This window comes from Lientehia hominis (assembly GCF_021044755.1).
In the GTDB taxonomy this organism is placed as follows: domain Bacteria; phylum Bacillota; class Clostridia; order Lachnospirales; family Lachnospiraceae; genus Lientehia; species Lientehia hominis.
Genome location: NZ_JAJNOR010000001.1, coordinates 851,914 through 872,513, shown reverse-complemented (window position 1 = coordinate 872,513; position 20,600 = coordinate 851,914). Strand labels below are relative to the sequence as shown.

At 47.7% G+C, this 20,600-nt stretch carries 21 protein-coding genes; 12 read left to right on the top strand and 9 right to left on the bottom strand.

Annotation, left to right across the window (positions count from 1 at the left end):
* Positions 1-60: 60 nt before the first annotated feature.
* From LQE92_RS03990 to LQE92_RS03975, 4 genes are all read left to right on the top strand, one after another.
* Positions 61-1,851 (top strand): aminopeptidase P family protein, encoded by a 1,791-nt coding sequence (locus tag LQE92_RS03990; RefSeq protein WP_231061694.1) that lies wholly within the window; start codon positions 61-63, stop codon positions 1,849-1,851.
* 68 nt (positions 1,852-1,919) lie between these two features.
* Positions 1,920-2,501 (top strand): RNA polymerase sigma factor, encoded by a 582-nt coding sequence (locus LQE92_RS03985; RefSeq protein WP_231061693.1) that lies wholly within the window; start codon positions 1,920-1,922, stop codon positions 2,499-2,501.
* A complete protein-coding gene (locus tag LQE92_RS03980) occupies positions 2,498-3,319 on the top strand; it encodes a DUF4367 domain-containing protein (RefSeq protein WP_231061692.1) in 822 nt (273 codons plus the stop codon). The genes LQE92_RS03985 and LQE92_RS03980 overlap by 4 nt, the downstream gene beginning before the upstream one ends.
* Positions 3,320-3,375: 56 nt before the next feature.
* On the top strand, positions 3,376-3,849 hold the full coding sequence (locus LQE92_RS03975; RefSeq protein ID WP_231061691.1) for a hypothetical protein: 474 nt from the start codon (positions 3,376-3,378) through the stop codon (positions 3,847-3,849).
* Between the two features lie 230 nt (positions 3,850-4,079).
* Here LQE92_RS03975 and LQE92_RS03970 read toward each other — a convergent pair whose 3' ends face one another.
* Positions 4,080-4,517 (bottom strand): helix-turn-helix domain-containing protein, encoded by a 438-nt coding sequence (locus LQE92_RS03970; protein WP_231061690.1) that lies wholly within the window; start codon positions 4,515-4,517, stop codon positions 4,080-4,082.
* Between the two features lie 229 nt (positions 4,518-4,746).
* On the opposite strand from LQE92_RS03970, the gene LQE92_RS03965 reads away from it, so the two are divergent.
* The 8 genes from LQE92_RS03965 to LQE92_RS03930 all read left to right on the top strand — a co-directional run bounded on the left by LQE92_RS03965 (position 4,747) and on the right by LQE92_RS03930 (position 14,962).
* Positions 4,747-5,034 carry a hypothetical protein gene (locus tag LQE92_RS03965; protein WP_231061689.1) on the top strand — a complete coding sequence of 96 codons (288 nt, stop codon included), beginning with the start codon at positions 4,747-4,749 and terminating at the stop codon, positions 5,032-5,034.
* Positions 5,035-5,287: 253 nt separating this feature from the next.
* On the top strand, positions 5,288-6,262 hold the full coding sequence (locus tag LQE92_RS03960; protein WP_231061688.1) for an ABC transporter ATP-binding protein: 975 nt from the start codon (positions 5,288-5,290) through the stop codon (positions 6,260-6,262).
* A gap of 207 nt (positions 6,263-6,469) precedes the next feature.
* Entirely contained in the window at positions 6,470-7,558 is a 1,089-nt protein-coding gene (locus tag LQE92_RS03955) for a PucR family transcriptional regulator (RefSeq protein ID WP_147595010.1), read from the top strand.
* Positions 7,559-7,571: 13 nt separating this feature from the next.
* Positions 7,572-8,270, top strand: a complete 699-nt coding sequence (ftsE, locus tag LQE92_RS03950; protein ID WP_231061687.1) for a cell division ATP-binding protein FtsE — start codon at positions 7,572-7,574, stop codon at positions 8,268-8,270.
* Positions 8,260-9,168, top strand: a complete 909-nt coding sequence (gene ftsX, locus LQE92_RS03945) for a permease-like cell division protein FtsX (RefSeq protein ID WP_231061686.1) — start codon at positions 8,260-8,262, stop codon at positions 9,166-9,168. The genes ftsE and ftsX overlap by 11 nt, the downstream gene beginning before the upstream one ends.
* Positions 9,169-9,216: 48 nt before the next feature.
* Positions 9,217-10,593, top strand: coding sequence for a murein hydrolase activator EnvC family protein (locus LQE92_RS14510; RefSeq protein WP_331001228.1), 1,377 nt, complete (start codon positions 9,217-9,219; stop codon positions 10,591-10,593).
* Between the two features lie 112 nt (positions 10,594-10,705).
* Entirely contained in the window at positions 10,706-11,908 is a 1,203-nt protein-coding gene (locus LQE92_RS03935) for a S41 family peptidase (RefSeq protein ID WP_231061685.1), read from the top strand.
* Between the two features lie 336 nt (positions 11,909-12,244).
* A complete protein-coding gene (locus LQE92_RS03930) occupies positions 12,245-14,962 on the top strand; it encodes a sensor domain-containing phosphodiesterase (protein ID WP_231061684.1) in 2,718 nt (905 codons plus the stop codon).
* Between the two features lie 95 nt (positions 14,963-15,057).
* Here LQE92_RS03930 and LQE92_RS03925 read toward each other — a convergent pair whose 3' ends face one another.
* The 8 genes from LQE92_RS03925 to LQE92_RS03890 all read right to left on the bottom strand — a co-directional run bounded on the left by LQE92_RS03925 (position 15,058) and on the right by LQE92_RS03890 (position 20,583).
* A complete protein-coding gene (locus LQE92_RS03925; protein WP_231061683.1) occupies positions 15,058-16,254 on the bottom strand; it encodes a DUF4368 domain-containing protein in 1,197 nt (398 codons plus the stop codon).
* A 74-nt stretch (positions 16,255-16,328) separates the two neighbouring features.
* On the bottom strand, positions 16,329-16,577 hold the full coding sequence (locus tag LQE92_RS03920) for a transposon-encoded TnpW family protein (protein WP_231061682.1): 249 nt from the start codon (positions 16,575-16,577) through the stop codon (positions 16,329-16,331).
* Positions 16,567-16,851: a replication initiator protein A gene (locus tag LQE92_RS03915; RefSeq protein WP_408611434.1), complete on the bottom strand. Its 285-nt coding sequence runs from the start codon at positions 16,849-16,851 to the stop codon at positions 16,567-16,569. The genes LQE92_RS03920 and LQE92_RS03915 overlap by 11 nt, the downstream gene beginning before the upstream one ends.
* Positions 16,852-17,224: 373 nt before the next feature.
* A complete protein-coding gene (locus LQE92_RS03910; protein WP_231061680.1) occupies positions 17,225-17,611 on the bottom strand; it encodes a cysteine-rich VLP domain-containing protein in 387 nt (128 codons plus the stop codon).
* A gap of 188 nt (positions 17,612-17,799) precedes the next feature.
* On the bottom strand, positions 17,800-18,288 hold the full coding sequence (locus LQE92_RS03905; RefSeq protein WP_331001227.1) for a winged helix-turn-helix domain-containing protein: 489 nt from the start codon (positions 18,286-18,288) through the stop codon (positions 17,800-17,802).
* A 24-nt stretch (positions 18,289-18,312) separates the two neighbouring features.
* Positions 18,313-19,578: an MFS transporter gene (locus LQE92_RS03900; protein ID WP_231061679.1), complete on the bottom strand. Its 1,266-nt coding sequence runs from the start codon at positions 19,576-19,578 to the stop codon at positions 18,313-18,315.
* Positions 19,575-19,871, bottom strand: coding sequence for a hypothetical protein (locus LQE92_RS03895; protein WP_231061678.1), 297 nt, complete (start codon positions 19,869-19,871; stop codon positions 19,575-19,577). Before LQE92_RS03895 ends, LQE92_RS03900 begins: the two co-directional genes overlap by 4 nt.
* Positions 19,852-20,583, bottom strand: a complete 732-nt coding sequence (locus tag LQE92_RS03890) for an ABC transporter permease (protein ID WP_231061677.1) — start codon at positions 20,581-20,583, stop codon at positions 19,852-19,854. The genes LQE92_RS03895 and LQE92_RS03890 overlap by 20 nt, the downstream gene beginning before the upstream one ends.
* Between the last annotated feature and the right edge of the window lie 17 nt (positions 20,584-20,600).

Genomic DNA, 20,600 nt, shown 5'->3' with positions numbered 1-20,600 from the left:
TGTATTGAGAAGGCGGCCGTCGTTGAGAAAAGGCCGCTTTTTTAAGATAGGAGGATCTGCATGGCAAAGAAGGAGTTGGAGCTGCTCAGAGAGCTGATGAAGAAAAAAGAAGTGGATATCTGTCTGATACCGACGGCGGATTCCCATGAATCGGAATATCCTGGCGCCCATTTTGCAGCCAGGAGGTTTCTGTCCGGGTTTACCGGGTCTGCGGGTACGCTGGCGGTGTCGGCGGATTGGTCCGGATTGTGGACTGACGCCAGATATTTTCTTCAGGCGGAAGCGCAGCTTACAGGCAGCGGTATCACGTTGTACAGAATGGGGGAAGAAGGGGTACCCGCCCTGGAAGAGGAAATTTCGGTACGGCTCCCCCGGGGTGGGACGCTGGCCTATGACGGTACGGTGGTCAGCCGGAGGCTGGGCGCGGATATGCGCCGGACGGCAGAACGAAGATTCGGCCGTATTCTTCTGGAGGATCTGCCGGGACAGATATGGGAAGACAGGCCGCCGATATCCTCAGAACCTGTCTTTGAACTGGATATGAGGTATGCGGGACAGTCCAGAACGGAGAAGATACGGAAAATCAGAGAGCAGATGGAAGCGGCCGGAGCGGAGGCGCACATTCTGACGACTCTTGATGATATCGCGTGGCTCATGAACCTGAGAGGCAATGACGTGCCCTGCAGTCCGGTTTTTATGAGCTATTGCATATTGACTTTGTCTGCCGTATACTTATTCGTTCAGGAAAAGGCTTTCTCCCGTGAGCTGAGGGAAAAGCTGCGGGGAGACGGCATTGAGCTGAGAGAATACGGCGGGTTTTATGAAGCGCTTCCTGCCGTCTGCAGCGGAAAGACCGTCATGCTGGACAGCGGGAAGGTGAACGAACAGATATTTGGAGTCTTAGAGCCAGAGACGAGTATTGTGGATTGTCCAAATCCTTCAGAGCTTTTGAAAGCCGTGAAAAATGAGACGGAGGCAGACAATCTTCGGGAAGCCCACAGAAAAGACGGACTCGCGGTCACCAAATTTCTTTACTGGCTGAAAAAACAGATAGGCCGGGAGGAGATTACGGAACTGTCGGCGGCGGAATATCTGGAGAACTGCCGCAGGGAGCAGGATCATTACCTGGAACCCAGCTTTACGACGATCGCGGCATATGGTCCTAATGCCGCGGTGGTGCATTACAGCGCGACGGAGGAAAGCAGCGCGGTATTGAAACCAGAAGGCCTTTTTCTGGTAGATTCCGGAGGACAGTATCTGGAAGGGACCACGGATATCACAAGGACCGTTGTATTGGGGAATATAACAGGGGAACAGAAAAAACACTTCACAGCTGTGCTGAAAGGAATGTTGGCTCTCGGCGACGCTCATTTTCTGCATGGATGCAGAGGGACCAATCTGGATTATCTGGCAAGGGAACCTCTCTGGGCCATGGGGCTGGATTATAAGCATGGTACCGGCCATGGAGTGGGATATCTGCTGAATGTCCATGAGGCGCCCAACGGATTTCGCTGGAAAATGGTCCCGGAACGGATGGACAGCGCGGTATTGGAGCCAGGAATGGTGACCTCCGATGAACCTGGCGTTTATCTGGCGGGCAAGTATGGCATCCGTACGGAGAATCTGCTGCTGTGTACGGAAGCGGAAAAAACAGAATACGGACAGTTTCTGAAGTTTGAGTTTCTGACCATGGTTCCCATAGATTTAGACGGGATCGACAGGACAGAGATGGGACCGGAGGATATGGACAGGCTGAACCGGTATCATAGACAGGTGTATAAAACACTGTCGCCATATCTTGAGGGGGAAGAACTTGCGTGGCTGAAGGAGGCCACCAGAAAGCTGGTATAAAGAGACGGAAACTGTACAGAGGACAAGGTTTAGGGAAACGGAGATACTTATGAGGAGGGGCAAAATGATTGAGATTGCCGGGGAGAGGAGCTGCTATGCTTTTGATGACTTTTGATACCGAAGAAAGCAGGGATAAGCTCTCGTATTTGTATAAGACATTTCGCCGGCCGCTGCTTCGTGCGATCAGCAGGTTCGTATCCGATTCACACTTGGCGGAGGACATCGTGGAACAGGCATTTATTATCGCCGACAAACATTTGGAAAAGCTGGATGTGAACAATCCTTCCGCAACATACGGTTATCTGTGGAGAATCGTGGACAGTCAGTACAAAGATTATTTCAGGAGGACTAGACGGGAACCCTCTTTAGATGAGATAATGGAGACAAATGAAGAAACAGGAAGCGACTTTGGTGAAGGCAATCCGTTGGAAGAAATCATCCGCATGGAACGGATCGATATCGTTAGAGAAGCTTTGGGTGAATTGCCTGAAAGTGAGCGGCGTGTGTTGGAGCTCTTTTTCGTGTCAGAGATGAAGTATCATGAAATTGGAGAGCTTTTAAAGATTCCCACCAGTTCTGTAGGTGTAAAGATCATGAGAGCGAAGGAACACCTGAAAAGAATTTTAGTGAGAAAGGGGCTGACGGAATGAGAAAACCGGAGCGCGGCCTTATAAAAAAACCGGATGAAAGTTCTGCTCGAAATTCCGGGAATGAGATAGAAGGCAGACGGGGTGGTGACAGCGGGCAGGATGATCTGGAAACAGAATTAGAAAACCTTATAAAGGCTGCGGTAAAGGAAGAGGACGAAGAACGCTGGGAAGCCATCCAGAAGGAACTGGAGGATGAGGGGCCTTTTGAATATTCCGCTGAAGAAGAGAAAGAAATGGAAGCCCGCATTGCCCATATCCGCAAAAGGAGAAAGAAAGCTGCCAGGAAAGAAAAGAAAAAGAAAAGCCATGTTCTGCGGGTCATCGCCGCTTCAGCAGCAGTATTGGTGCTTGTAGTCGTGGTACAATCTGCGATCGTGAAAAGCGTAGACGCCAGTATCGAGACCGTGGTGGATGTGGTTGTGAAATGGTTTGAAGATCATGTAGAGGTGAAAAACGAAGTATCAGAGTATTGGATAGTAAATTATAATGTAAAAGAACCGGGGTTTATACCAGAAGACTATGAGCTAATTAAAGAAGATGATACTCCAATAAGTAGGATATGGGAATATGCTTCTAAAGATGATAAAAAAATAATTGTCAGTTATACTTTAATTTTGGAAGGAACTAAGGAGGGATATAATTCAGAAATATTTGATAAAGAAGAGATAATGATAAGAAATAAAGAAGTGGAACTTTGGAAAAGTGATGAATATGGAAATATCTTGCATTGGAATAGCGATGTAATAAGTTATAAAATTGAAGCAGATTTATCTGTTGAGGAGATGAAAAAAATAGCTGAAAGTATTTTATTTGAATGAAATAATATTTATTAAAAGTCCGTTATATAAATAGAGGGTGATTTTAGGAGGAAATTATGAAAAGAATAATATCTATTTTATTGATGTGTGTATTAGCAATTAGCAGTTTTTCATTGGTAGCCTTTGCGGATGAAGATGATGGAGAATGTGTGTACTTTGATGAAAGTGGTGTCATTGAGGAAGATCCAATAAGATATGATTTAATCGGACCGTCTCCTAGATGGATTTATGTTAATGATACGACCTTGTCATTAGGCTATGATGGTAGTAATGCTGTTTGTTATGTGTATATTTCCGGGTTAAGTAATTGTACGAAAATATCAGGTACCCTTATATTATATCAAAAATCGGGTTCAAGCTATATCAGTAAGGGGAAATGGAGCAATATGTCTACGACAAGTGATTATCTTTCTAGATCCCGACAGATTGCGGTTCCTCGTGGATATACATATAAACTGGTATTTGATGGAACGGCTTATGGTACTACCGGTTCGGAACCTATTTATTTGAGCACGGAGTCAACGTTTTAGTCAGAACATTTTATTATCCCTCTAAAAACGACAAACTATGAAATGACATTTTATTTACCTTGCCTCATTCTCCACCGCGGTTTTCTATTTTTCCGCGGAGGAGTTGAGTGACGGCTGAGCCGTCGCCGCCGGCCTTAACCTCATCTCACCGGCGGCATATAAAAAGGCTGTCAGGTCGTGTATAAGCACGCCTGACAGCTTTTCCCCTCTCAATCAGGATACTGATTTTTCTATTTTGAATCATCATCAGGATATTCATTGGACTTTGATACGATTGGAGCATTGGAACTTTGCCTCAGGACATCCAAGGTCTGTCTCAAAATTTTCTCACAAATCTCGCATTCTTCTTCTGTGCAAGTCTCCAATATTTCCCATAGAGAATTCCTTGACGAAACAGAATCCTCCGTATGGTAAGGGCTTTCAGGCTCGGCCACAGAATCCGGGGCATCTCTCCATTCGTTACCAAAATACAATTCATCCAGGCTGACTCCAAAATAAGTACAGAATTTCCAGGCAGAGCGAAGAGAAAGAGGCTTTCTTTCTCCTTCGATATCGCTGATGTAATCAGCGGAAGTACCGACCGCTTCTGCCAGCTGAGACTGAGATAATCCCCATAGGTTGCGCAGCCGCTGAATTTGTTCTCCGGCATTTTGCTTTTGCTGACTCATGTATTCCCCTTTATCATTGCATAAAATGCAGCATCACTTGTTTCCGACGGTTCGTTTTTATGACGGCCATTCTGCTTCCGCAGGATATTAAATATTCTCATATATGAGAAATGGAATGAAAAGAATGGATTAATACGTATAAAATAAGAACGAATTAAGCAGAATTATGTTATAATAAAAAAGAGGTGCGCTTTTTAAGAGCGCATTTATGCGAGGAGGAACACAGCATATGGAGAATTATGAACTTCAGACTTGGCTTTGGCCCCAAAAAGGGAAAGAGGCACAGGTGAAAATCTGGGAGAAGGGTTCCTTACTGACTATTCTGCGCCGATATGATACGATTTCTGAATGGGAATTGGTGGAAATCACCGGCCCTGGCGGCGGAATCGTTCCATGTGATGTACAGACAGCGGCCAGTGTTCTGGACTGGCTCGATGAGGGAGCGCATGTGATCTGCACGCTTCTGGAAAAAGAAGAAAATGGCCGTATCCTGGTCAGCTTTGAAAAGGATTCTTAGTAAAAGTTTACAGGAAAACGGAAGAAAATACGGAGCCGCTTGGTGGTTGTGAGAACAGGTGTACAAAGTTGCTAAAGAGTAAAATGGCTTTTTGTGGATTTCGGTCATGGCTTTTTACAATGTGATAGGATATGATGAATCTAACTATCCTGGAACAAAACGGGTGCAGCCGGCTAAAGGGCATGATCTTTTGTGAAATAAATTATCAGGGGCTGGAGAAGCACAGAAATATACGATAACGGGAGGCTGGCAGATGGCAGATATTTCATTCCGGAATGTGACGAAGACATTTCCCAATGGAAAGGCAGCAGTGAAGAACTTTGATCTGGAAATTGCAGACGGGGAATTTCTGGTATTAACAGGACCCTCAGGTTCCGGAAAGGTGACTGTGCTGCGGATGATCGCGGGCATGGAGCCGGTCAGCGGCGGTGAGCTGCGGATTGACGGCGAGCTTGTGGAGACTGGAAAGATACAGAAGCGGAATGTGGGTATGATCTTTCAGCATTTTACGTTGTATCCAGGTATGACGGTGTACGATAATATGGCGTTTGCCATGAAACTGTGCCAGACACCGGAAGAGGAGATACGTCGGGCGGTGGAAGAGACGGCAAAGCTGTTTCGGATAGAAAAACTGCTGTCCTGTTATCCCAGGGAACTCACGGAACTGCAGAAGCAGTATGTAGCTATGGCAAGAGCACAGGTACATCATCCCGAAGCCTTCTTGCTGCTGGATCTTTTGGGGAATTTGGAGTTTTCGGCCAGGGCGAAAGCCAGGAACCGCCTTAAGGAATTATATAAAGAGCTGGGGACTACGCTCATCTATGTGACAGACAACGCGCAGGAAGCGGTCTGTATGGGGGCGCGTACAGTCGTGATGCATCACGGTCAGATCGAGCAGGCAGGAACTGTAGAAGAGCTGCTGGAATCTCCGTGCAATCTCTTCGTGGCACAGTTCATGAATGAGCCGGGATTTTATACAAGCGAGGTAAAGATTGTAAAAGGCCATACCGCCGTAGAGGCGCTGGGAGATAAATTCAGCCTGGATGTGCCGGCAGAATGGCTGCCGAAGCTGGAACGGGCCGGCTGTATCGGCCGCAAAGTGCTGATGGGCTATACGGTCACATCAAGGAATGTTCCGGAAGATGGGGACATGCCGGAGGAAATGATTCCGGAACCAGACTCGAAGGTATTCTTTTTCGACAAAGAAACAGAAAAAGTTATTGTGTAATATGCGCAATGAGATTCGGCGTTTTTTCTTGAAGCAGCAGGGAGAAAAGAGGCCGAATCTCTTTTTCTGTTAAAAAAACATGAAAAATATCCAAAAAACTCTTTTATTTTTACGCATTTTGCATTAAGATAGTAACAGGGTTTGCAAGGTGTGGATAAAAAATATAACTAATAGATGTGGATTGAGAATGTATCAGGGAGTGAAACTATGATATCGAATCAGATTTTGCAGAATACGATCGAAGGCTTAAAGGGAATCACGAGGATTGAGCTTTGTATCTGCGATACGGAGGGGAAGGTCCTTGCGACCACGTTTCCCGATGCGGAAGAATATGAGTTTTCTGTGCTTGCCTTTGTGGAATCTCCGGCGGACAGCCAGGTGATACAGGGCTATCAGTTCTTTAAGGTGTTTGATGAGCACCAGCTGGAATACGTGCTCCTGGCAAGAGGCTCAGGGGATGACGCTTATATGGTGGGCAAGGTCGTGGTATTCCAGATCCAGAACCTGCTGGTGGCTTATAAGGAACGCTTTGACAAGGATAACTTTATAAAGAACCTGCTGCTCGACAACCTGCTCCTGGTGGACATTTATAACCGGGCGAAAAAGCTGCATATTGATATCAATGTGCGGCGGGTGGTATTTGTCATCGAGACGCAGACAGAAAATGACACGGTGGCTCTGGAGACGGTGAAGAGCATGTTCTCCGCCAAGTCGAAGGACTTCATCACCGCGGTGGATGAGAAAAATATCATCCTGGTGAAAGAGCTTAAATCCAATGAAGGCTACGAGGACATGGATAAAGTGGCCAAAATGATTCTGGATATGCTGAATACCGAAGCGATGGCGACGGTCCATGTGGCGTACGGGACTATCGTGAACGAGGTAAAAGAAGTCTCCCGCTCCTATAAAGAGGCTAAGATGGCTCTGGATGTGGGAAAGATTTTTTACAGTGATAAGAACATCGTGGCTTACAACAATCTGGGTATCGGGCGGCTGATCTATCAGCTTCCTCTATCCCTCTGCCGTATGTTTATTAAAGAAATCTTTGACGGCAAGTCTCCTGACGATCTGGATGAGGAGACGCTTGTCACGATCAATAAATTTTTTGAAAACAATCTGAATGTGTCAGAGACATCCAGGCAGCTCTATATCCACAGGAATACGCTCGTTTACCGCCTGGATAAGCTGCAGAAGAGTACGGGGCTGGATCTGCGTGTGTTTGAAGATGCCATTACATTTAAGATAGCACTGATGGTAGTCAAATATATGAATTATATTGAGACATTGGATAATTAGAATTGAGGTTTTTATGATTGAATTTGATCACGTATGTAAGACTTATGACAGATCTACGGACCGGGAGACAAAAGCGGTCCGCGACATCAGCCTGAAGATTGAGAAGGGAGAATTTGTTTTTATTGTGGGAAACAGCGGATCGGGAAAGACGACGCTGATACGCCTGCTGTTAAAAGAGATCGATGCTACTTCCGGTAATATCCGTGTCGGCGACACGGATATTACCGGAATGAAGCGAAAAATGATACCCAGGTACAGAAGGCGCCTGGGCGTTGTTTTTCAGGACTTCCGCCTGCTGAAGGATAAAAATGTCTATGAGAATGTGGCATTTGCCCAGAGAGTCGTGGTGACCCCCATCAGGGAGATCAGGAAGCGAGTGCCGGAGGTTCTTTCCATGGTGGGGCTGTCTTCCAAATATAAGTCTCTTCCCAGCCAGCTTTCCGGCGGAGAGCAGCAGAGGGTGGCCATCGCAAGGGCGCTGGTCAACCGGCCGGAGATCCTGTTGGCTGACGAGCCTACCGGGAATATGGACCCGGGCAATGCCTGGCAGATCATGAAGCTTCTGGAGGAAATCAATCGGATGGGGACCACCGTGGTCGTGGTGACGCACAGCAAGGAGATTGTCGACCGGATGAAAAAGCGGGTGATCACGATGAAGCATGGCGTGATCGTCAACGATAAGGAAGAAAGCGGGTACGGAAATGAGGATTAGTACGTTTTGGTATTGTATAAAACAGGGCCTCCAGAGTATCCGGCGGAATAAATTATTCTCTCTGGCATCCGTGGGGACCATGGCGGCCTGTGTTTTTTTGTTCTGTATTTTTTATTCCATTGTGGTGAACGTACAGAATATGGTAAAGATGGTGGAGAACACAGTCGGCGTGACCGTGTTTTTTGAGGAAGAGCTGCCGGAGGAAGAGATACAGTCCATCGGTGAGATGATTTCCGCCAGAGCTGAAGTGGCCGATATGAAATATGTGTCGGCGGAAGAGGCATGGGAGAGCTACAAGACTGATTATTTTGCGGATGCGCCGGAGCTGGCAGAAGGCTTTGCAAAGGATAATCCTCTGGCTAATTCCGCTTCCTATGAGCTGTATCTGAATGATATTGAGGATCAGGGAAGCTTTGTGGAATATCTGAAATCCATTAACGGCGTCCGAAAAGTCAATTATTCGGAAATGGCGGCCGCCGGTCTTGCCAGTGTGAACAATGTGGTGGGTTATGTGTCGGCGGGGATCATACTGATCCTCCTCGGAGTAGCGGTATTCCTCATCAGCAATACCATCGCCATAACCATTACAGCGAGAAAAGAAGAGATCAAGATTATGCGGATGATCGGCGCCACCAATTATCTGATCCGCGCGCCTTTTGTGGTGGAGGGGCTGATCATTGGCCTTTTGGGGGCGGGGCTTCCCTTGATCCTCGTATACTATGCTTATGAATACGCTGTCCGTTTCTGCATCAGCAGGCTTAGTATCCTGTCCAGGATCCTGACCCTCCTTCCGGTTGGCCAGGTGTTCCAGGTGCTGATTCCGGTCTCTTTGGGACTTGGGCTTGGTATCGGTCTGTTCGGCAGCCTCTTTTCCGTCCGGAAGCACCTCAGGGCCTGAGGACAGACAGGAAAAGCAGACACCGGACAGAGGCTGATGGAGGATAAAATGAGATCACGGTACAGAAGATTGATATGTCTGGCAGGGGCGTTTATTCTCCTGGCGGGCAGCATGCTCGGAGTGCGTGCGTCGGGGGACCTGGAAAGCCGGCAGGACAGGATTGACGCCATTGAGGAAGAACAGGACCGGGTACAGAAAAAACTGGATGAACTGAATGAGAACAGAGAAGATGCCAGCGCTTACATTGAAGGCATCAATAAAGAATTGTCCCAGACAGAGGACAGCCTGAATGAGCTCCAGGATAAGATGGAGGAAACACAGGCGGAGATAGATGCGGCTCAGGCGGAGCTGGAGGCCGCGAAAGTTACGGAAGCGGAGCAGTATGACCAGATGAAGCTCCGGATTCAGTATATGTATGAAAAAGGGGATACGTATTTTCTGGAGCTTTTGTTTGATTCGGCAGATTTGAGTGATTTCCTGAATCAGGCGGAGTATATTTCCAGGATATCCGAATATGATAGGAATATGCTGACTGCCTATCAGGAGACGAAGCAGACCATCGCGGACAAAACGGAAGAACTGGAGGCGGCCTATGCCGGCCTGGATACCCTTAAGGAAGAAGCTGTGGCAAAGCAGGAGTCTTTAGTGACTCTCCAGGAGGCCAAAACAGAAGAGCTTCAGAACCTGAATGAACAGATTTCGGAAAATCAGGACCTGATGGCAGATTATGATGAGGCGCTGAAAGGCGAGCTGGAGGAATTCCGGGCCATGGAAGAGGCCATCCGGGAACAAGAGGCTAAAGAGAGCGCAGAAGCTTCTCTTGCGGCTGAGAAGACGGAGGCTGAGACAACGCTTGTGGCAGATGGCGGGGAAGACCCCACTGCTGCTTCTCCGGAGAAGCCGGAGAGCAGCGAAGGGACGCAACCGACTCAGACTGAGGCCCCGACAAAGGCTCCGACGGAAGCGCCGACGAAGCCTCCGGCGGTTAATACCGGATTTATCTGGCCGGTGCCCAGCTGCAGCAGGATTTCTTCCGGCTACGGGGGAAGGGACGATCCGATCACCGGTGAATCCGACGGGACCTTGAGCGACCACCACGGAATTGATATCGCCCTGCCCGGCGGCGCGCTGGCAGGCGCACCTATCGTGGCTGCGGCGGACGGAGAGGTGATCATATCCCGGTTCAGTTCCTCGGCGGGAAACTGGATCATCTTATACCATGGAAACAGTACTTATACCGTATATATGCACTGCCAGAAGCTGCTGGTATCGGCTGGAGATACGGTGAGCCAGGGGGAAACCATAGGGTTGGTGGGAAGCACAGGCTGGTCCACAGGCCCGCACCTGCATTTTGAGGTGAGAGTAGGAGGGTTCAGTACCTCCGCTTATTCCCGGAATCCTTTAAATTATGTATCGCCGCCATGACAACGAGGAAGGGAGACAGCCGGCGGGGGGAATGAGTGAACGGAAAAGCATGCGGCCCGTTTATACGCGGATGCGGATTTCGGGAAATAAAGAATGAAAGAAGGAATAACGCATGGAAAGACGTGACAACCGCTTTCTGAAAGGACTTCTGACCGGAGTTTTATGCAGCCTGATCGTGGTGGCGGCAGCTACCTGGGGATTGTACTCAATGCTGGAGGCAAGAGACCGGGAAGATGCTGCAAAGAGCGAAGAGATAGGGCTGAATTATCAGGAAATAGATGAAAAGCTGAGCCTTTTGAAGGGGAAGATAGATCAGGACTTTTTATTTGACGTGGATGAAGATGCGATGACGGAGGGCATCTACAAAGGCTATATCAGCAGCCTGGGCGACCCGTATACCGTATATTACACGGAAGAGGAGTACAATGAGCTTCTGGAATCCTCCAGCGGGCAGTATAAAGGGATTGGCGTTCAGATCAGTCAGAATGTAAAGACGAATCTGATCACGGTGATTCGTGTGTTCCGGGGCTCGGGCGCGGAGGAAGCTGGAATACAGCCGGGAGACATACTGTATAAGGTGGACGGTGAGGATATCACCCAGGAGGATATCAACAATGTAGTGTCCAAGATCCGCGGAGGAGACGGTACCACGGTCAATATCGAAGTATACCGGGAAGCGGCGGCAGGCTATGTTTCCATGGATGTGGTACGGCGGGAGGTCAGCATGGACACCGTAGACTGGAAGATGCTGGACGGAGGCATCGGCTATATTCAGATAACAGAATTTGACGGCGTTACCTATGCTCAGTTTTCACAGGCTCTGGAGGAGCTGTCTGGCCAGGGGATGAAAGGGCTGGTACTCGACCTGCGGGATAATCCGGGCGGCCTTCTGGACAGTGTGATAGAGATTGCCGATGATCTGCTTCCTGCAGGAACCATCGTCTCCACAAAGGATAAAAATGGAGAAGGCAGTACTTTTGAATCGGATGCGGATATGAAATATGACGGCCCGATTGTTGTCCTGGTTAACGGGAACTCTGCCAGCGCTTCCGAGGTACTGACGGGCGCCGTTAAGGATTTCCAGAAGGGGACTATTGTAGGGACCACCACTTATGGAAAGGGGATTGTTCAGAACATTGTCGCCCTGGGAGACGGGACCGCTATGAAAATGACAGTTTCCAATTACTATTCTCCAAATGGGACCAATATCCATAAGGTGGGAATTGAACCGGATGTAGTGATCGAGGCGGAAAAGGGCGAGAATGACAATCAGCTGGATAAAGCTGTAGAGATCATAAAAGAGAAAATGCAGTGAGGAATTCCCCGGAGACGGGGAGGAAGGCGGATCTGCAGGAAAATCGGATAAGAAGCACAGGGCGAATGTTTTGTCTGCCCTGTGTCTTTATTTTGTGCCGCAGCAGGAATAAAGAGGCCTCTGCATTACCAGTTGACCGAAATCGTAACGGCCCGGAACTTCTGCCGATGTTTAATCGGAAGCAGATAAAACGATTCTAAAAAAATATCTTGTATCATACCTGAAAAGATATCGGTGTACAAAATGATGAAAATGGAGTATCATAGATTTATTTAATGAAACAGGTCAGGGGCAGATTAGTAAGGAAGATACTGCTCGACCCGGAAGGAAGAGATTATGACTGGGAACAGTACAGTACAGAAGAAAATGATCGCTGTCGTATTATCAGTCGCGGTAGCTTTTGTGGGGATATTTTCGTTTGTGTCAATACGCAAACTGCAGGGGAACGCCAGAGTGATCAATTATGCGGGGGTGGTGCGCGGGGCAACACAAAAGCTGATCAAAGAGGAACTGCAGGGGACCCAGGACGATGCGCTCATAAAACGTCTGGACGAGATCATAGAAGAACTGCTGACCGGTGAGGGGAACTTGGGGCTGACACGGCTGAACGACAAGAAATTCCAAAACCTGATGGCTCAGATGAAAGACCGCTATAAGGAACTGAAAGAAGCAATCATGTCGGTCCGTCAGGGCGGGGATAAGGAAGATCTGTTTATTCTTAGCCAGGAATACTTTGATCTGGCAGATCAGACTGTGACAGAGGCAGAGCAGTATTCAGAAAAAAACGCGAAGATCGCAGAGATTTGTTTTTTAGCACTGACCGTATTTTTTATCGTAGTTGCGTGCGCTCTGGCATGGCTCAGTTCTGTTCAGAGAAGGAGACGACGGGCTCTTCAGGAAGCAGAGGCAGAGAACAGGAAGAAACAGGAGCGTCTCTCTCAGATGGAAAAGGCGATACAGGCTCCTATAAATGAAATATCTGAACTCATATATGTCTCTGATCTGGAGAATTACGATCTTCTGTTTATTAATGAGGCGGGGAAAAAGACGTTCCATGTGGATGATATCAGTGGAAAGAAATGTTATAAGGTCCTTCAGGGAATGGACGGGCCATGTTCCTTTTGCACCAACAGCAGATTAAAGCCGGGAGAGAATTATAATTGGGAGATCACAAATCCGCTGACAAATTGTCATTATATGCTGAAGGACAGGCTGATAGAGTGGGATGGACGGAAAGCGCGGATGGAGATAGCTTTTGACATGACCCAGGTTGAAAGGGAGAAGGAAAAGCTGAAATATGCGCTTGATATGGAAAATATGGTGATGGAATGTATAAGGATACTGTATCAGGGAAGGGATCTGGACAAGGCGGTGGATCAGGTCCTGAAATTGGTGGGAGAGTTCCTTCAGGCAGAACGCACCTATATTTTCAGTTTTAGGAATAATATGCTGTACAATGACTATGAGTGGTGCAGTCAGGGCGTGGAGCCGCAGAAAGATATGCTACAGAATCTGCCGATTTCCATCATTAACCGTTGGCTGCCTGTGTTTTCTGAGCAGAGATGCGTTGTGATCGAAGATTTGGAAACATACAAAGACAGTTCTCCGGAAGAATACGAGGCCCTGAAGGTACAGAATATCAATAGTCTTGTGGTGGCCCCAATGGAGACGGACGGAGTTCTTACCGGAGCTTTGGGAGTAGATAATCCGCCGGCTGAAAAGATAGCGAATATAAGCGCGCCGCTGCAGACACTTTGCTATTTTTTACTTTTGGCATATAGGAGAACGGAAAATGAGCGGCAGCTTTCCACATTGAGCTTCCATGATACACTCACTTCGTTCTATAACCGCAATAAATATATGGAGAATCTGGAAACGCTGTCCCGTGGGAACACTCCGGTGGGTATCGTATACCTGGATGTAAACGGTCTGAAGGAAGTGAACGACAGGCTGGGACACAGTGAAGGAGACAGGCTGCTGATTCAGGCAGCGGACAAGATGAAGTCAGTATTTCGGAAAGAAGACTGCTATCGGGTGGGCGGTGATGAATTTGTTATCATCTCTCTGAATATGTCGGAGGAGATGTTCGAGGAAAGAGTAGCGGAACTCAGAAGGAGTTTCGAATATGAGGATGAATGCAGGGCGGCGATAGGAAGCCGGTGGTCTGATTCCGCAAAGAATATCAACCAGATCGTGGCGGATGCGGATGCCAGCATGTACGAAGACAAAAAGTTGTTTTACAGAAAGAATAAAAAGGCGGGAAGATACCGCCATCATAGTGACGAATTGCTGCAGCTGGCAAATCCGGTGGTACTACAGGCGGAGATCGATAAGAAGCAGTTTGTAGTTTATCTGCAGCCTAAAATTTCCTCTTCCGACCGCACGGCAGTCGGTGCGGAAGCACTGATTCGATATTTGTCCAAAGACGGAAGCCTGGTCCTGCCAGGACATTTCCTCCCTGTTCTGGAAGAAGCGAAGACTATCAGCCAGATTGATTTTTATGTATTTGATCTCGTATGTGCGAAGATCAAAAAATGGCTGGAAGATGGAAAGCGGAGTGTTCCGGTGTCGGTGAACTTTTCCCGCTGTTCTCTGATACAGCCAAATTTTCTGGAAAAGTTGAAAGACATTTGTCAGAAGCATGGCATTTCGCCTACATATTTGGAAATTGAGATCACAGAGTATGCCGGGGATACGGAGGGAACCGATATGAGCCAGCTCATATCGGCGCTCCGCGGGGAAGGCTTCAGTGTTACAATAGATGATTTTGGTACCAATTATGCTGACTTTTCTTTACTTTCAGCTGTGGAATTCGATGTTCTTAAGCTGGACAGGAGCATGGCGCAGAATGTGGCTGAGAACAGGAAATCCCAGGAGATCATAAGCTCGATCGTGGATATCTGCAGGAAAATGGAGATTAAGCTGGTGGCGGAAGGAATCGAAAAAGAGGAACAGCTGGAAGCCTTAAGGTCCTGCGGCGTGGAATTGGTTCAGGGATATTTGTTCAGCGAGCCGATCCCCATCGAGGATTATGAAAAAGAATATTTGCAGTAAGGATATGGGATCGATCCGATGAAAAAGGGCCTGCAAATTAGGCAGCGTCCCATAAGGAAGTAAAAAAGAATTTTAGTCGGAACCGGCGTGTTAAGTCACGCCGGTTCCGATTCGTTTAAGGACTCCCTTCCAATCTTCAAAGGGATACGGATTTGCCCCACATAGGTAAAGTATAAATCTATCTGTACATGCTTCCTCCCGCTTTCCCTTACCGGGCTGTGCACCACGATCTTGCTCACAAGCTCATTGAGAATGGCGGCGTCGAGCTCCGGAATATCCAGGTACTTGTCCACCAGTTTCAAGAACTCGTTTACATCGGAAACCTGCCTGGCCTGTGCCACGATTTCCCGTTCCAATACGGCGGCAAGCTGTTCAATCTCCGCCTGCTCCTTCTCGTATTGGCGGGATAATTTTAAGTACCGGCTGTCAGACAGCTTGCCCAGCACATTGTCCTCATAGATGTGCTGGATAATCCTGTCCAAATCCTCCATCCGCTTTTTGAATTTCAGGGACTTGGTATAGGTCTTGAAATTCACGGTACAGCCCGTGTACTCCCGCCGCTCCAATATCCCGGCGACAGATTTTGCGCACCACTGATAAAGATTCTCTGGCATGGCCCAGCCTTTCTGCCTGGCGTGATAGGCGGTAACGGTCAGCACCCTGTCGGCTGTGAGGATTTTGGCGATCTGCATGGGGCCTTTCCCGGCAATGCAGAGGTTGAAGATGCGCTGTACCACCTTTGACGCTTCTTCGTCCACAATCCATTTCTTTTTATCCTGCGGGTTTTTTATGTATCCATAGGGCGGATTACTGGCGATATGCTCCCCTGCTTCGCCCCGCATCTTTACCACTGCCCGGATTTTCTTGCCGGTATCCTTGGCGAAGTAGTCGTTGAATACATTTTTGAACACCGCAAAATCATTTTCCTCTTTGGCGCTATCCACATCGTCGTTGATGGCAATAAAGCGGACGTCATAGGCGGGAAAGATAAAATCCTGCAGCCGCCCCATGTAGGAATACTCCCTGCCCAGCGGGGACAGGTCTTTGACAATCACAGTGGATACGCTGTAATCCTCTACATACCGCATCATCTCCTGGAACCCCGGCCTTTGAAAGCTGGTCCCTGAGAATCCATCGTCTACAAAGAACCGGGTGTTCCGGAATCCATGGTCAGCGGCGTACTTGCTCAGCAGGGCTTTCTGGTTGGTAATGGAATTGCTTTCCCCGTCCAGGGCATCGTCCTGGCTCAAGCGGCAGTATAAAGCGGTGATTTTCTCTGGCTGCTGGTTCATTTGCTTCTCCTTTCTGTTCAGGCAGCCAAGTAAACGGTTGCCCTTATTATAACGCTCCGGTTTAGATTTTTCAGCTATGTCTCTGATTCTTTTTCCCGTAAATCCTTCTCCATCAGCCGCTTTAGTTTCTTCACGATCCCTTCCGAGCCTTTTTTCGCAAAGTGGGGAATGACTGTGTAGACGGTATTTCCCTCAAAGAAGGGATAGCTGTTGCCGCCAAGGTCAAAGTAAAACGCTCCGTCCCTGAAATGTTTTTCCATCCGTTCCCCCACGGCAGGATCAAAGTCTTTCAGTAGCTCATACAGCTTTTGCTCATCGGTCATTGGCGTCCCTCCTTTTATCAGCCGGCAGATTCAGAGTGATCACAGCCGGCCGGCCAAGACCCTGTTTCCGGCGGACGATTAGGCCACAGGACTCCAGTTCGTGAAACGCCCGTGTTGCTACCTGTCTGCTCCGGCGGAGTTTCGCTTTGGCGTCCTCCACAGTGAAGTACAAGCGAATCGTTCCATCCGTTTCTATGTAGCCTTTTTTCCTGGAAATCCCCGCCCGGTCCAAAAACAGGGCGTACAGCACCTTGGCGTCATTGGATAAATCCAAGGGGATAAGGAAACGGGGGAAAATAATGTAAGATGAAATTTCCGTATCTGTTTTGTATGGTATGGTATCTCATAAATTTTCCTTCTTATCTACCCATCGCTATGATAGATTGATTGATATTGACTATTTTGTATTTAATTCTTTCTTATTAACTATCGTCTAAAACCGGGCGGTCAGAGAGGCAGAAAAGCCACGGACTGAAATGTAGGATATGGACGCTTCAGAGCGTCAGCTTTGCCACGTTCTGAAAAACCAATCTTGGATATTCCCGTTTAGGTCAAAGGCCCGTGCGGACAATCAGAAGCTCGTTCTGGACAGGTATAAGGGATTTATCCCCCTATCCCGTTGACCGGCGCTTACAAAGCCCATAGAATCAAGGCTTTTTCTTCCCTAATTGTCCGCAGGCAGCCCTCCTTTTCCGGTCACTGGCTGTTTTCTGCCTGCGATGAACGACGGCGCAGAACTTACAGTATTTCGCCCGGTTGGAACCGGGAAGAAAGGGTTGTCCGCAGACAGCACACGGTTTCTGCTCTTTCCGATAAAGCAAAGCAGCCGCCAGAGGTTCATCCAAGGGCAGGACAGCGGCACGGAACCAGTTGCACAGCAGGGAGTAGGAAATGCTTTGCACGCACACGCATTCTTCTCCATCGTCAAGAGCAAGGCAGTTCCCTCTCTCATAGTTGCAACACTGACGAACCAGTCTTCTTGCCCTGCGGTACTGGGAATAGGTCATGATGGGGATTTTTTCTTTAATTTCCATCACCTCCTTTCTGGCGGTCAAAGAATATCCCTCTAATATTCATTTCATTTTTGCCGGGTTTTTTCGGGGTTCTCATTGAAAAACTCAGAAAAATATTCTTCTATTAGTCGTGACATTTTGAAGGGTGTTTTTGTAGGCGTTTCCACAAAAAATACCACCATGGCTTTTATGGATCATGATGGTATTTCTCAGATTTCAAATTTATAGCCGATACCATAGACGCTTTTGACATAGTCCGGAACATCCGGCGCTATCTTTATTTTCCGGCGCAGGTTGCTGATATGGTTGTTGACCGCCTTGCGGGAATAGTAACTGTAGTCCTCCTGCCAAACCAAGTCCAGAATCACCTCATAGGAATACACACGCCTGGGGTGCTGTATGAGCAAAGAGAAGATTTTAAATTCCTTGACCGTCAACGGGATTACCTGGTTTCGCACAGTAACAAGGCGTTGCTCCAAGCAGAAATACAAGTCACCTTCCCGGATTTCTGTCAGGGATTGACCATGTGTTTTTTGGTTTTCTTGGAGGAAAGCGGCGTATAGAATATCAGTCTGAATATCGCCAATCTTATAGTCAAGAACAAACTGAGCCAGTTCCTTCTTTTGACGGGTGGAAAGCAGAATAAACAATTTTTCTCCAATTTGCCTACCAGATTCCTCTAAGTCCAGTACGACCAATTTCCCATCTTGCCACCACCTCCTTCAAATGGTTTCTTTTTCAACTAGTGTAGAAGCTTGCTTTTCAAACTTCGTAAAAAATCCGGTGGAAGCCAGCCCGATAAAACACACAATCAAACCGCTTGGAATTAGTACCCAATAGGCGCTGCTCACAAACTGGTCGAACAAGGCTCCGTAAACAATCTGTCCCACCGGTTGCGCACACATAGCGAGCGTAAATACATAGGACATCACCTTACCCATCAGATGCTCCGGTGTCCGTTCCTGTATGATGGAAATGGCATAGGTGGAAAACAAACTACATCCAAGCTGGCAAGCGCAGAACATTACCAGCAAAATCAGATACCTGGTAAAAGTACTTACCGGCAGCAGGAAAGCAATGCCGCACGGAATAAGGCAGATCCCAAAGGATACTAAAACGATGGCAAGATGGCGCACCGGCAGCTTTTTCGCTAATACCACGACGCACAGACTTCCCAAAACAGATGCGACACCCATGGCACTTTCCGCAATGCCATAATGGGTAGCTGAAAGGCCCAACACGGTACGTACCAAATAGGGAAAGCCTACCACAGCAGTGCCCGCTACAAACAGGCTTACGGCCGCTGCCAGCAGAAGAAGTTTCATAATCCCTGGTTGTTCCCGGCGCAAAAAGTGCATGCTGACAGAGAAATCTTCTTTGATAATTACGCCAATCCCCATTTTTTGTTCGGGCTTTTTGTAATCCAGCCGGATAAACCATTCAAGCAGTGCAGTTACAAAGAAGCATACTACCGCAGCATAAAATACCGGACGGATTCCAAATGCGGTATAAAATACACTGCCCAAAAACGGAGTAATCAAGGAAGCAATAGAAGCCACCTGATTGACGACAGCATTCCCTTTTACGATGTTATCTCCGGACAGCATTTGTGGGACACATGCTTGCACAGTGGGTGACTCAAAAGCGCCCAATACCGACAAAATAATCAGCAAGGCTCCGATGACGAAAATATCCTGCCCGAGTGCCATCGCAAAGCTGGCAATCAGTACATACAGCCCGGAAAGAGTATCCAACGCAACCATGATATTGCGGCGGTTTGCCCGGTCTGCGAGGATTCCGCCAAAAGGAGACAGCAAAATCGTAGGGAGCATCGCCAGTGCCAACAGCCCTGCAAAAATAGAAGCGGACCCGGTTTGCTCTAATACATACATGGACAGAGCAAATTTCAGCGTATAATTTCCAATCAGGGAGCTGATCTGACCTAAAATCAAAAAAGTAAAATTACGGGTAAAAAGTTTTGGCTTCATCGCTTCCTCCTAAATACCAAAATCCATAATAACTCTGCCGCAAGACCAGCAATGCCTAATCCGACGCACCACATAGCGGCTGTTCTGTATCCTTTGTCTGCAAGATGTTTTGCGCTAAACAAAAGTCCGATTTCAGCAGCAATGGAAGTACCTCTTGCGGCAAAACGAAACAAGGGGCTTTTGTCGTATTTACGGGTAATCCCTTTGTCTAAGTGATCTGCAGCAGTTTCAACCCGGTGTTCAAACCGTGCAGCCATATCCTCAACTTTTTGATTAAATTCTTTTTCTGTCATTGTCTATACCTCCATATTTTCTACTTGATAAAACATACTTCTCACAGTTACCATTGTGAAGATTGCTGCAACGCCCAACAGAATAAAAAGCATTGGACGGAAAGAGAACGCTGCCGACAGCACTTGACATAGGATTGTTGCAGCAATGACCGCCGTTACAATCGTTACGGGAATAGATTTTTTTTAGAAATCCAATCCATATCGACAAAAGTGTCACAGCGCCAGTTAAAAGAGAATGGCACAGGAGAGAAAGAAAAGCCCATCCTATCGTTTCCCTTGTGAGATGGTCAACACATAAGGGAAACAAGCTCTCGCTAAAGAAGAACACACCGCCTATTACAATTCCACACAGCAACATGGTGGCAACAGGATAGCAAAAAACCAGCCATAGCTTTGCGCCCATCATCTTTTTCCGGCTGATCGGATAGGAGAATAATAAAATCGCTTTTGCTCCGCTATATTCCTCTATGACAAACCGTGTCCCCATCACCGCACCTAAAATCCCAAAGGTGGCCATACCTACAAGAAGATTCAAGTTAAACAGAAAGTCATAGGAAGAAAACATTGCAATGTCGGCTTCCGTTGGATCGATAAGAGGAATCGCAGCCATAAAATAGTGAAAAGCCAACAGGGCAAAACCACCGATCAGCACTGCAATATGGTAAGGACGCAGGCGGTTTCGCTTAACTTCCAAAGATATGAGTTTATTCATGGAGCTGCCCTCCTTCC